Source organism: Myroides albus, assembly GCF_009711045.1.
Lineage (GTDB): Bacteria > Bacteroidota > Bacteroidia > Flavobacteriales > Flavobacteriaceae > Flavobacterium > Flavobacterium album_A.
This window is the reverse complement of sequence record NZ_WMJX01000029.1, coordinates 18,927-33,232: the sequence shown is the minus strand read 5'-3', so window position 1 is coordinate 33,232 and position 14,306 is coordinate 18,927. Positions and strand designations below refer to the sequence as shown.

Here is a 14,306-nt window from a genome sequence, read left to right as displayed (position 1 = left end):
AGCTTTTTTTTGCTTTTTCTTATATCGAACTCACGTTATAATAATAAGAATAACGAAGACGACTACTCCTCTACGTTGAGATTTAGTGTAATAATACCACTTGTTACGATGAGATTTAAACATATAAACTGAAACTATTTACCTCAACACAAGCTTTATTAACCTCTCTAATTATAAATCAAAGACAGAAGATCGCTTTGTATAAATCAAATCTTTAATTCTCGCAAAAAAAGCTATTGTCAAGTATAGAGGAAAGGCTAACCCCAATGTAAAAAAGGACAAATAGATAAAAAACAACCTAATACGCGTTGCTTTAATTCCCAATCTATCCCCAATACGAGAAGACACCTTAAACCCGTGTTTTTCAAAAAAATACCTAATATTATTTATCATACCTTTTTTGCACTTTAATAAGTACAAAAATACAAAATCATTTCATCATTCTCTTACCTATCGCACATTCTAAACACCTTTTTCGATCACAATATTGCTTTTTTAATTGCAACAGCGCTTGACTATCCATCGCATGATCTACTGGTATATTATAGCTTTCGAACATTTTGACAACACTATTTCTCTCTGGTTTAATCTGCGACAAGAGATCTAACAAGTATTCCGAGATGTCTCCCTGTACATTGTTCTCGAATTGATAAGCAAACTGAAAAGGGACTATTACATTTACAATCAGTAAATCAACAAATTCTTTACTTAGCTTCTTTGTACTGGATTTACTTTCTTTATTGACCACATAGTGAGTTTTCCAATAATCGCTAACCTTTACATCAAACATCAAATAAATCTCTTGCAAAGTCAGTTGTTCCTGAAAAAGGGAGTTAACAGAAACGCCATTGTGAAAGTAAAAAGCAGCTAATTGAACTAAACGAATACTTGGAAAGTTAGGAGGTCGAAGCTGAAAAAAACGCAAACTTGCAGCATTTAGCGATTGCAAAGTATACTTGTGTTTTAAAAAATCCCATTCTCTAACAAGCGATTTGCAATACTCATCTCTTAAGTCAAAATCAACATCTAATAAACCAACCACACCGAGGAACATGGATTCTAACTGAAGCAAAGAATATGCTTGCTTATGGACTATCGAAATAGGAAAGTAACGAAAAGCCGAGAAAAAAGCCTCTCCATTTGCATTCAATCCAAAACTCTTGGCGAGAAAACAAAAGAAAGCTTGTGACCAATGTCCCTGTTTGTCCTTAACAAACTCCTCTATAGGTTTAACTTTGGCACTTAGCCTCTCAAAGAAAAGTCTTTCTTTCCACTGAAGTAAAAATAGAGAATCAAGATTGGGTAACTTATCTTCACAATATAAATACTGTTTAGGCAACATGAGTTCTTCATATCTCAAGAGCAATTCACCCGAAACTTTGCCCTTTAACTCCAAAGTAGGTATTAGTGAACCATTTACTCTGTAAATAGGCATATCATTTTCCCACACTACATGGAGAATAATGCTGTCATACCGTACATCCTTTTCGTGATTATGGCAAAACCAATCCGACGCTTTTAGGTGTATTTCAACATTGCCTGCCCATTCTTGGTTACCAATACAAATCCTGGCATTAAAAAAATCAGGCCCATCAAGTCCCGTACAATCACCTGGACTAATTATACTCAATAATTCATTAGAATCGGTTAACAGTGTATCTTGATTAAATAATTGATTTGCCCATAAATAGTGTAAAAAGGACTCCTTCATACTGATTTCTATTACCTATTTCTTCACTTATGCTAATATTATCCCAAATACCTCCTACATTAAAACCAACTCTTAAAAAGCAAAAACCAAACCAATCACCTTATAAAATTCAAACACTATCAGTTAATTACCAACACATTATAAATAAAAAACAAACCAATACACTTTAATTAATTCATCTAATCTTTTAATAAATGTAAAACGCCCTTGCAATATTGCAAGGGCGTTAAATTATATATTGTATATGCTTTATTTAACTAAAGAAATTCCATACTACACCAAACCTAAAAGTCATATCTCTATAAGGATAATTTGGCGCTGTATAATACTTATATCCACTCATACTACTATTAAAGTGCTCTAAAATCAAATAGATACGTGCCGTTCTAACTTTCATATTAATAAAGAAATCAAAAACAGGATAATCGCCAATCTTTACTTTATCTTGAACAAAAAAATCTCCTAACAGCGGATTGTAGTCATCTCCATAATATTTGCTAAAATACTTGAAAGTAATTCCCGTTTGAAACTTCAACGCCTTATCAAAAAATGCATCCGTATAATATAAGGTGTTCCTTGTAACAAATTTAGGCACATTAACGATATGATTACTTTGATCTACATTCTGATACAAAACAGTATTGTCTAAACCAAACCTACCTAATTTAAAATCCTTAGAAGCTTGTAATGACAAATAATTAATTGTTTTATCATATTGCTTTGGCGTTACTAATACTTGTTCTGGAAGACCAAATGCATTAAAGACTTCACTGTCATTCGAAAAATACAATTTATCATCTAAAACGGCATAACTTCCCGACAATGTAATCCACGGTGTGGTAATTGTAGCATCAAACTGATTAACTTTTTCATTCTTAAAATCATTACTCCAGTTGTAATGCACATAATCACTTTGAAATAAATAATAACTCAAATTCCCTAAACGACTAATCTTTTTATATGAAAAATCAACATTTAAGTCTTCTGTAAATTTATAGCGAACATTTGCCTCTATATTACTTGTATCATCATTCCCTAAAGAACGACTTAATAACAAAGTACCTCTCCAGTTATTCTTTCGATAAGAGTATTTTCCTCCTATCATAGTAATATTCTTGCTAATCTCGTCTGGTACGACCTTGTCGTTAATGTGGGCTATACTGTTGTAATAATAATTGTAATTATTAAACTCTGTAAAAAACTCAAATCTACCAACTAAATCAGATTGATATGCCGCTCCTACCTTGTTGTAAATATAATCATATCTCGTTTTATTTCTCAAGACACTTTGAAATGAATTTCCAAAACGCGGAAAGTCATCATACTCCAAACTCATGATATTGTCTTGTTTAAACTCATAAAACTTATCTTCATACAAGAACTCATGAGTTAATAATAATCCATTCTTAAATGAGCTATTTAATTGATACTCGTGGTTTACATAGAGACGCTTTCCCTTTAACATAGTAGAAGCATCCCTGAAGTACACATTTAAACGTTCACGCTTATTATATGGTTTTTCACTTGACTCAAACAAATCCAAATCGCGAATCCCGCCATTTTCCTCATTCATTATATCTTGAAAAGTAAAGTGCGTACGGAGCAAGTATCTTTTATTAGGTGATTGATAGCTCACACCTAATCTAAAATTACCACTTGAAGTCAATTGATTAATATACTTACCAATAGAGCGCAATCCTTTGTATCCCAATGAAAAATTTAAATTCTCACTTGTATTCATAGTGATAAACGCATCTAAGTTCTGCCCTTGTTTCATGACAGACTTATAGTACAAATCTGAGTAAGGTGTAGGCGTGTGATAATAGTTAATATCATTTACTCCCATATAAGCAGTTTGCCTTGCTTGGAAACCAAAGTCAGGTAGCAACGTATTAATTTTAGTATTAAACTTTAGGTTATTATACACTTGTCCTTCATTGTTAAATGCCAGTAACCCAAAGTCATCTTTACGCAAATAATTTAACGTATAATATTTTTTAACACTCAATGCCGTATCTACTGCAATGGTGTCTTTCATAATTGTAATGATTTTATAATCTATAATAGGTGCTAATGAGTCTTTTTTAACTCCCCCTCTTAAACTTTTTCTCTCTTTATTTTGCGATTGTTCTGCTGCTCCATTTGCCCCTTCTGCCGTTAAAAATTGAGCCTGAGCACTAAAGCAAAGAAAAAAAGTAATTATAGCAAGTATTCTGCGCATACTAAAGTAAATTTGAACAAAGGTAAATTTATTTTTCAATTAAATAAGTGTAAGAATACACTAAGCTACAAAGAATTAAAAAAGTTACTCCAAATAAATACGACATAGGGTGTATTCCTACAGTAATCTAAACTTTCAAAGACTAAACTACTTCCTTTCTTTCAACTCTAAATTTTAAGACAAAAAAGAGGGCATCTGTAAAAGACGCCCTCTTTTGTTAAAATATATAATTAAAACAGCTAATTTATTTTTTAGCCCAAATAAGCTTTGTATCCATGCGATCACCACCCATACGAGCAGCTGCTGCATCTTTATTCGCCTTATTAATTAACTCCATATCTCCTGGGTATGTAATGCGCTCAGGTACATCTGTCAAATAATCAACAGACTCCATTGGTTTAAAAACATACTCTTTCTCTCCATCTGGACCATCTGCAATCAACTTATGAGATTCTCCTGGCAATAATAGTGTACGTGGAAACTTCGTTCTTCTGTACTCCGCCCAAGCCTCGTAAGGTTGCATATATAAAGCAATATACTTTTGTGTAATTACAGACTCTTCAGTAGCTGCAGGTAACTTACTGATATATTCATCAGCTAAAGCTGGATCAACTTTCCATTTTTCCATAGAAGCTTTAACTCCATTCACGTAATGAGCTTGATCCCATCCTTTCACTTCTGATAATATAAACTCAACTTCAGAATACTCCATTAAAATTTCTATATAATCAGCTCTGTAAATTGTTCCACTAAAATGCGAAGAATGTTTTGCTTGTGAACCTGTAAATTTTCCAGGTATACCAATTGGCATCCCAATATAGAAAGAAGGATCTCTATCAACATAGTTGTTCATTTCAATACTTGGCACATGTGATTGCTCAGCCATGTATGAAAAACGCACTCCTACTTCTTTTTCTACTTCTTTACCATCTTCCATTACTGTTAGTAACTGTGTTTTAGGTGCTACCATTCTAAACAAACGAGGGTCAACAGTATTTGCAAAAGGATTATCAGCAGTCGCCTTAGTTTTTTCACCTTTCAACAATTCAACAAAAGTGATAGCAGGTTGGAAGTCATTTCTATTATCAACAAAAGCTGCAAAGTAGAAAGGAGCAGGATTCACCTTATCATTTTGGAATATTTGCCCTACAGTATCGTCGTTTGACTCCATTACACCATCAGCAATAGCAAAATCAATATATTCTTTCGCTTCTGGTATAACAGCCTTTACTCTATTTCCTATTTTCAACATAAGTGAATTAGCAAACTTTTTTAGCTTCAATCCTGACTTGAATAAATGATCTCCTGAATTAAATAAAATATTACCAACCTCAATAGATTCAGAAGCTTCTTTCAACTCCTTTAGCATGTCTTTGTAAATTTTCTCTTGTGGAGCAAATTTTGGAGTCGAGATCTCTCCTTTTTCCCCTAAAGTCATTCCTTGAAAATCTGGATCATCACTTCCATAAGAGTAGTAAGGTACGTCTCCGTAGATTTCCAAAGCTTGTAATTGAGAGTAAACCAACATTACGCGAGCTGCTGCAAGCTGATTAGCAGGATTTCCATAATTCTTCACTTTCTCTGCATTCTCTGGATTACTTACAAAATCAGCAATATCTTTATATGCTTTAGCAGAAAAATAGATATCTGCATACAAGCTATTATTAACACCAGTTCTGAATTGGTATCTATCTTCTTCTGTATAGTTCCTCTGTGCAGAATATTGCACCCAAGGTAATGCCATACGTCCTGATGGGAATCCACCTCTTGTATTGGTCATTAACTCTTTATTCGCATTGTTAAAAATTCCACCTGTAATAACTTCCTTAGGCTTATTAGGATCTTCATTAATGCTCTCCAAGTCTTTATCACAACTTACAAATACAAGTAAACATGCAATAAATGACATTTTATAAATATACTTTTTCATAAGATGCTTTAAAATTTGAATTTAACATTCATACCATAAGTTCTCGTTGAAGGTAAAGAAGCACCTTCAATAGCTTGGATATTTCCACTACCATACGATGCCATTTCAGGATCCATTCCCTTCCAGTCTAATCCCCAAGTTAATAGGTTACGTCCGTAAACTGAAAGTGTAATTCCCTTAAATGGTCCAATCCATTTTTTAGGTAAATCATACCCTAAAGAAACCTCTCTAAGTTTGATATAATCAGCATCAAATAAGTTTTGTGCATCTACTCCACCGTAGTGAGATTGTGCCCATGTTTGACCATCAACAACAATATCATTTTTAGAGCCATCTTCTTTCACTCCATCTAACACTAAACCGTTTTCACGAATATCGTTCGCTGCAGATTTGTCTAACATACCTGAGTACATTCCAAACATATGCGATGTAGAGAAGTATTTACCACCTTTTTGCATATCAATCAAAACACCTAAACGGAAACTTTTGTACTGGAACGTATTGCGGATACCCATGTTGTAGTCAGGTAAATACGAACCTAATGCTTTAATTTCACTTGCTGCATACAATCCATTAGCATCTACAACCTTGTTGCCATTATTATCATATACATAGTCAGTTCCATAAATCTGTCCATAAGTTTCACCTATTTTCCCTTGCAATGATACTTGGAAAGGTGCTCTTGTAATTTCAACAGACTCTACCCCATCAGCTAATCTTGTCAACTCATTCTTATTCTTTGAAAAGTTCCAAGTAATATCCCATGAGAAATCCTCTGTGCGTACTGGCGCGAAATTTACAGTAGCTTCAATACCTCTATTCTTCATATCTCCAGCATTCATCCAACGGTATGAATAACCTGCTGCTGCATCATATTGTACTCTCGTAATTAAGTCTTTTGTTTTGATTTCATAGTATGATACCTCAAATCCGATTCTATTATTCAAGAAAGCAGCTTCTAAACCAATTTCTTTGGTTGTCATCATCTCAGGTTTTAAATCAGGATTGTTAGCTGTTCTACTCAATGAGTAAGCTGGATCTCCTAAGAAAGGACTCTCGATATTATAATAGTCTTCTGTTCTATAAGCATCAGTGTCGTTTCCAACTTGAGCCCATCCTAACCTTACCTTACCAAAAGTCAACCAATCTAATTCAGGAGTTAACTGAGAAAAAATAAACGATCCTGTTACAGACGGATAAGTAACTGATTTTCTAACTGTTGAAAACCAATCTGTACGAACAGTTCCTTCTAAGAATAAAAATTCACGGTAATTAACAGATGCCGATCCAAATACACTATTTGTTCTTGAATGTGTCTGAGAATTTGAAGCTTTTGCATCACTCACACTATTACTTAAGTTGTATAAGTTTGGCAATACTAATCCTCCTACAGATTCACCATATAAATAGTCTCTGCGTTTTTCACTTCTATTTATTCCCACAAAAGCATTCACTCCAAAATCACCAAAGTGTTGATCATAGTGAATACGACCTTCATAGTTGTACTCTGAAACATTGCGTTTCATGATACTGTACTTAGAACTTTTTTGAGAACCTACAGCCACACGCTCTTCAACGTTAAAGCTATAACGGTCACCATAAACTGTACCTACAGCATATAAGTTATCATTGATATTATAAGTCAACTTCACGTTACCAAACGTTCTATTTCTAACATCTGTAGAAGTATTCTCGTGAATTGTCCAATAAGTGTTATCAGAATAAGCTGGTGTTGGGTCATCCCATCCTTTTCTATTCCATGATCTTTGACTACCGTCAGCTCTCTTATAATCTTTTAATTTTTTATAATCTAACTGTCTTTGTCCCCATTGGAAGAATTTTTGAGAAATTGAATTATCACCATATCCTACTTCAGGACGGTTAAATCCTTTTGTATAAACGTAGTTAAAATTACTTTCAACTTTAACTTTGTCATTCAACTGTGTTGCAGCACTCACAGAGAAGTTATTGCGTTGCAATTTAGAGTTAGGAACAACTCCCTCAGTAACGTTGTTACTAAAAGACATTCTCACATTACTTTCTTTATAAGACTTAGCAACAGAAACAGACTGATTGTGAGTCACACCTGTATTAAAAAACGATTTTACGTCGTTCTTTGACTTTTGCCAAGGAACCTCTTTCATATAATCGTCAGCAAATTCAGGATCAAACGCATACCATGGTAAATATGGCGTACCATCAAACTTAGGTCCCCAGCTTTCATCTACATCATACTCAGCAATATTGTACTGTTTTCCACCAATCATAGCTGTTGGTAAAGAAGTAGAAGAACCACCTCCATAAAGTGTTTGCAACTTAGGCATTGTATTAATGCTCTCGAAAGTAACTCCAGTATTAACTTCAACATCAGTTCTACCATTCTTAGCAGATTTTGTTGTATAAAGAATAACTCCATTACCTCCTCTATTTCCATAAAGAGCAGAAGCAGGACCACCTTTTAGAACAGTTACAGATTCGATATCATCCGGATTAATATCCGCAGAAGTATCACCGTAATCACGTCCTCCAGCACCTCTTTGCATATTAGTATCAGCAAAGTTACTGTTGTCCAAAGGAACTCCATCAATCACAATTAAAGGTTGATTATTACCAGTAACAGACTTAACACCACGCAAAACAATACGGTTTGATCCACCCATTGAAGAAGGTGCTGTTACTTGTAATCCAGCAACGTTTCCAGACAAGGCATTTACAGCATTTGTCTGACCTGATCCAGATAGGTTATCTCCTTTCACTTCTTGAGAAGAATAACCTAATTTCTTTTTGTCACGTTTAATACCTAAAGCAGTAACAACTACTTCTTCAAGCATTTCATCGTCACCACTCATCGACACATTGTGTATTGAGGCATTGCCTACTGTATACACAACATCTTTCATCCCGATAAAAGAGAAAACAACTTTATCTCCTGTTTTCACCTTAATCGAATAGTTCCCGTCAAGGTCAGTCTGAGTACCCTCAGTTGTACCTTGTAGAATAACAGAAACCCCAGGCAGTGGTAATCCAGACTCTGATACTACTCCACTCAATGTTTTGTTTTGGGCAAAACCAATTGAAGTACACAAAGCAAGGAAACACATAAAAATCCAATTTAACTTTGATTTCATTATATAATTATTGATTAGTTAGTCTAACAAACCTAATAAAAAAAAATCAAATATTTTAAGTTTTAATTAAGATTATAAATATTCTAAATATATATACTATATATAAAAACAAACCAAAAACTATATAAAATACAAATATATAGTACAAAATTTATACAAATGAAAAAAAGATAAAGTTAATAACACTATAATAAGACAGAGAAAGAGACCCGAAATATGTACTATTAATCAAAAAAAAAGCCATCCTAAGGATGGCTTTAATTGATACTATTAATTATTAATCGTTATACACAGGGTTATTTAAAAGCTCAGATTGAGGAACTTTAAAAGTCAAACGTGGATCGTCATAATTAAAGGTTTGCTTAGGATGAGAAAGGTGATTTGATCCATAAGTAAACGACTTTTTATTACGTTTAACTGCAGCATATATCTTTCCTTCTCCCCATAGTTCAATACTCGTTTGATGTAGTATCTCGTCAACAAGTTTATCACCAGATAAACCATCTACAAAAGAAGTATCACCTAATCTAATATCAAGCATATCTTTTAGAACTTGCTTTGCATCAGCATCATTACCAAGTCTTGCATTAACTTCCGCATTTAATAAATACATTTCCTCAATACGCATAAAAACATAATCTGACTCAATAATTCTTTGTTTCAAATGGAATTTACCTGTAGATGCATAGAATTTACCTGCGGGAATATAAGCATTATCACCGAAACTCTCAGTTTCCCCATTATTGTCAGTCACCTTGTCAAAAACAAATTGCTTCTTTCTAACGTCTTCATCTTTAATAGACTCGTAAAGCTCTTTGCTCATACCTTTGGTATCACCAACACCAGCATAACTATAAGTAAACACATCTACTTGTCCCCACCATGATACTAAATCCAAATCAGTTTGAGTAGTAATACGACCACCCCATAACCAGTTAGGATTCTCACTTGTTTTATTAAATCCTTTTAAAAGACCTTCTTTCGTAGCCAAAGGATAATTTCCACTGTCAATCAATTCTTTCGACAATCTAGCCGATTCTACCAAAGATGCAGCATCACCTTGACTTGCATAAACATAAGCAAGAATACCTTTAGTTACCATATAGTCAACAGTAATTCGATCAATTCTAGTTTCAGTTGCATTTGCAGATTCGAATAATTCCATTGATTCTTTTAGATCACTAACCATAAATTCATAAACCTCTTTTGTAGGTTTAGAAGGCTGATTAATAAGAGTTGCAGTTTTGTAGATTGGTAAAACTTTTTGGTTAGCATCATATCCTAGAGTATACATATTCACTAAATTATAATACATATAAGCACGGATTGCTTTAGCCTCAGCCAAAACTACTTTATCTTTATTAGATTCTGGAATCTTTGTACCATCTTCACCAGCAAGAGATCCAATAATTTGATTAGTACTACGAATCATAAAATAGTAGAATCTCCAAGGTTTGTAATTGGGATTTGATGCATAATTCTCCATTTCTGAGAAATTAGCAATATTCGAATACCAACCATAGATATTACTATTCAAGTTCATATCACCTGAAAGCATATCTGTATAAATATCAAAACCTTTCTGACCAAAATCATCATGCCCAGTAGTTCCTCCAGCGAATGCTTTTATATTATAAGCATAAAGTCCATATAGAGTTGCATCTTTCAAGTGAGTAGAGTAATCAGAGATTTTATCCATATCACTTTTAGAAAGATATCTTGTAGAGCTAACATCTAAAAAATCCTTAGAACATGATCCTAAAAACAAACCAGCTCCAAGCGCTAACATTATTATTTTTTTCATTTTCAACATTTTTAGGAATTAAAATTTAACTTTTACTCCACCAGTAACAGTTGTTAAAGGAGCATAAGCATATGTACTACTTGAACCGAATTCTGATATTGCAGGATTAAATCCTTTGCGTTTTGTAAACAAGAATAAATTATCTCCTGAAACAAAGAAGCTAATATCTGCAAGTCCAAGTTGTTTCACATAAGTTTTAGGAAGTGTATAACCTAAACGAATATTGTTAATGCTCAAATAATCTGCTTTTGTTAAGAAGCGTGTCGAAGTAGATGCAACATTCGCATCAGCATTACTTGATAAACGAGGAGTATCTGTAATATCTCCAGGCTTTTGCCAACGATTATCAATATCTTTATGCCAATTATTTCCACCTACTTTATCATTGCCCATTAGACCAGCATAAGTACCATCATAAGCATATCCTCCTAAACTATACAACATTTGAACTGATAATTCCCATCCTTTATATCCAGCATTTAAATTAATACCTCCTCTTAATTTTGGAATCGCTGATTTACCAACATACTGCTGAGTAGCTTCACTGTACGAATAAGTCTTCTCTTTTGTTAATTTATCCACTAAATCAGGATTTGTTGCTTTGAAATCTTCTAAAGATCCAACAAACTGCTTATTCCCAGCTGCATCAACATAAGAATAAGTGTACCATTGTGCACGACCATTCTCAGGATCAACACCTGCCCATTCTCTCATATAGAAGTCTCCTAAAGAATGTCCTACTGCGCGTCCGTAATAAGTACTAATGTCAATTGGTTTTTGCTTTCCTGTAGCAGGATCAATCGGCATACGTTTCATTTCATTCTTAATGTGTTCTCCATTGATAGATAAATCAATGAAAGCATCTTTCGTTTGTAATAAATGTCCAGTTACATTAAACTCAATACCTTGATTCGATAACAAACCATCATTAACAGTCATCATAGCGTATCCAGCTGATGGACCTACACGACGATCAAAAATCAAATCATCAGTTCTTTTATTATAGTAATCAACGTTAACGTCAAGATATTTACTTAAACTAAACTCAAGTCCAACTTGGAACATCTTTGATTTTTCCCAAGTTAAATCAGCATTACCCACTTTATCTTCATAAATAGCTAATTGCCCGTTGTAATTCCAAACTTCCCATAAATTTTCTCCTGGGTGGAATGCTTCAACATCAACTCCAGCAATGCTTACATAAGACTTTTGATCTCCTGTCAAACCATAACTTGCTTTAAGCTTTAAATTGCTAAACAATGTTTGATTCTCCATAAACTTCTCACGGCTTACAACCCATGCAGCACTTACTGATCCAAAAGTACCCCATTGATCTTTCTTAAACTTAGAAGCACCATCACGTCTGATTGTTCCCGATAAGAAATACTTACCTTCGTAATCATAATTTAATTGAGCAAAGTAACTCTCAATAGTAGACTTATCTGTCCAACCAGCTGTAGGAGTACTGTTAGCAGCATTATTTAACTCTACACTATTAGGGTGAGCTAAACCATTCTTACTAATTTGATTAACTCTCATTTCATAAGAGTTATTCTCATGAGCAGCCAAAACTTCAAATCCATGACCACCAAATGCTTTCTTATAGCGAAGCATTTTTAACCAGTTATAAGTAAATAACTCATTTTTAGTCTTATAGATAGATCCTCCCATACTAGAAGCAGAACCATAGAAAACACTATTTAATAAATCTCTTGATCTATTGTAATATTGACCACCAATTGAAGTTTCAAAAGTCAAACCTTCAGCAAGGTCAACATTAAAGTTCACATTAGCATTAAGCTCATCACGTGTTGTTTTGTCTTTACCATAAATAGCATCACCTACAGCATTAGTCAAAGCACCAAAACCTCTCCCTGATCCATAATCGTATTCATATCCGCCATAGATATCTTGTCTTTTATTACCATCTGCATCTCTTAAAAACAGAGGATAAATAGAAGGAATATTCTCAGTAAACCAGAAAACACTTCCTGAATCTGATGACTGTCCAGCATTGTTACTTTCAGCATGAGTATATCCCATGTTCATTTTAACATCTAACCAATCTTTTGGTTTATGCTGTAAATTTAAACGTGCTGAAACACGCTCATAATCAGAATTTACTGAATAACCATCATCCTTTAAATACCCTAAAGACGTAAAATAAGAGCTTTTCTCTGAAGAACCACCCATTGTTAAGTTTGCTTCCGTTCTGTAAGACGCTTTAAAAGCATAGTCATTCCAATCTTCAGGATTGTATTTACGAGTAACCCCGTCTCTAATTTGTCCTGTTACAGGATCTATCAATTCAGTCCCATTTGCAACATTCCACATATTGTAACGTGCATGTATACCATAAGATTGGTTAAATAAATTTTTACCTGCCCACTCTCTAGCTTGTTGATCATCAAACTTTCCTTTAATCTTACCATAATTAGTAAGTCCCTCATAAGCATACTCCATATACTGTTCTGGCGAGGTAACTACATCATATCTTGGCAAAGCTCTCCAGTTAACACCTGTTCTTGCTTCTACTTCAATAAACGAATCTTTTCCTTTACCAGATTTCGTATTAATAATAACAACACCATTTGCTCCACGAGAACCGTAAATAGCAGTCGCTGATGCATCTTTTAATACAGTCATCGATCCAATATCAGAAGGGTTAATAGAACTAACATTTCCGAAAAAAGGAACACCATCAACAATATACAAAGGACTTCTGTTACCATTAACAGAACCAAAACCTCTAATACGAACAGTTGGCTCAGCTCCTGGCTGACCTGTAGTGTTAATTACACGTACTCCTGCTGCTTCACCAGCTAAAGCTGCTACAGCATTTGATACGTTTTTCTTTTCAATGTTCTTGTTGCTAATTTGTGTAGCAGAACCAGTAAATGATTCTTTAGTTGCTGTACCATAACCTACAACGATTACTTCGTCTAATAGATTACTTTCATCAGCTCCCATCGTTACGTTATGAACTGAGGCTGCCCCCACTTTATACTTAACGTCTTTCATACCAATAAAAGAAAAGACAAGTGTTTGTCCTTGTTTTACTTTTATCGAGTACTTACCGTCTAAATCCGTTTGTGTTCCAAACTGAGTTCCCTCAATCACAACGGATACCCCAGGAAGAGTAAGTCCATCTTCCTGTACCACTCCCGTAAGAGTTTTCTCTTGAGCAAATCCCACTTGCACCAATAACACAAGCAAGATGCTCAAAAACCAATTGTACTTTGATTTCATCTTAAAATATTGATTAGTTAGTTCAACAAAACTAACAAAATATTTATATAATAATTAAGTTTAATTCACAAAAAATTTACATAAATCAAATACAACAACAATACATAACTAAGCCTAAACGCGCAAAAATAAAAACACAACAACTATTTAACACATTTGATGAAAATAAAATCAATACTACCCGTTTTTAATACATCTTACTAACAATACGTTAAAGGTTATTTTTTTAAAAAAACGCCTTTTTTTGTCAAAGCAAATGAAAA

Annotated in this window: 7 protein-coding genes; all 7 read right to left on the bottom strand. The window is 33.9% G+C overall.

From position 1 onward, the window contains the following. Positions 1-171: 171 nt before the first annotated feature. Positions 172-393 carry a PspC domain-containing protein gene (locus GJV76_RS11730; RefSeq protein WP_155092811.1) on the bottom strand — a complete coding sequence of 74 codons (222 nt, stop codon included), beginning with the start codon at positions 391-393 and terminating at the stop codon, positions 172-174. Positions 394-430: 37 nt separating this feature from the next. Then, positions 431-1,711, bottom strand: coding sequence for a DUF2851 family protein (locus GJV76_RS11725; RefSeq protein WP_155092810.1), 1,281 nt, complete (start codon positions 1,709-1,711; stop codon positions 431-433). A gap of 253 nt (positions 1,712-1,964) precedes the next feature. Next, positions 1,965-3,932 (bottom strand): putative porin, encoded by a 1,968-nt coding sequence (locus tag GJV76_RS11720; protein ID WP_155092809.1) that lies wholly within the window; start codon positions 3,930-3,932, stop codon positions 1,965-1,967. Between the two features lie 244 nt (positions 3,933-4,176). After that, positions 4,177-5,862, bottom strand: coding sequence for a SusD/RagB family nutrient-binding outer membrane lipoprotein (locus tag GJV76_RS11715; protein WP_155092808.1), 1,686 nt, complete (start codon positions 5,860-5,862; stop codon positions 4,177-4,179). Between the two features lie 8 nt (positions 5,863-5,870). Then, a complete protein-coding gene (locus GJV76_RS11710) occupies positions 5,871-8,990 on the bottom strand; it encodes a SusC/RagA family TonB-linked outer membrane protein (protein WP_155092807.1) in 3,120 nt (1,039 codons plus the stop codon). A gap of 277 nt (positions 8,991-9,267) precedes the next feature. Beyond that, positions 9,268-10,794, bottom strand: a complete 1,527-nt coding sequence (locus GJV76_RS11705; RefSeq protein ID WP_155092806.1) for a RagB/SusD family nutrient uptake outer membrane protein — start codon at positions 10,792-10,794, stop codon at positions 9,268-9,270. A gap of 18 nt (positions 10,795-10,812) precedes the next feature. Beyond that, positions 10,813-14,043 carry a SusC/RagA family TonB-linked outer membrane protein gene (locus GJV76_RS11700; RefSeq protein ID WP_155092805.1) on the bottom strand — a complete coding sequence of 1,077 codons (3,231 nt, stop codon included), beginning with the start codon at positions 14,041-14,043 and terminating at the stop codon, positions 10,813-10,815. Between the last annotated feature and the right edge of the window lie 263 nt (positions 14,044-14,306).

What these genes read in the sequence shown, in the direction of transcription:
- GJV76_RS11710 (WP_155092807.1), bottom strand. Translation starts at nt 8,990, where the DNA reads ATGAAATCAAAGTTAAATTGGATTTTTATGTGTTTCCTTGCTTTGTGT.
- GJV76_RS11705 (WP_155092806.1), bottom strand. Translation starts at nt 10,794, where the DNA reads ATGAAAAAAATAATAATGTTAGCGCTTGGAGCTGGTTTGTTTTTAGGA.
- GJV76_RS11725 (WP_155092810.1), bottom strand. Translation starts at nt 1,711, where the DNA reads ATGAAGGAGTCCTTTTTACACTATTTATGGGCAAATCAATTATTTAAT.
- GJV76_RS11720 (WP_155092809.1), bottom strand. Translation starts at nt 3,932, where the DNA reads ATGCGCAGAATACTTGCTATAATTACTTTTTTTCTTTGCTTTAGTGCT.
- GJV76_RS11700 (WP_155092805.1), bottom strand. Translation starts at nt 14,043, where the DNA reads ATGAAATCAAAGTACAATTGGTTTTTGAGCATCTTGCTTGTGTTATTG.
- GJV76_RS11730 (WP_155092811.1), bottom strand. Translation starts at nt 393, where the DNA reads ATGATAAATAATATTAGGTATTTTTTTGAAAAACACGGGTTTAAGGTG.
- GJV76_RS11715 (WP_155092808.1), bottom strand. Translation starts at nt 5,862, where the DNA reads ATGAAAAAGTATATTTATAAAATGTCATTTATTGCATGTTTACTTGTA.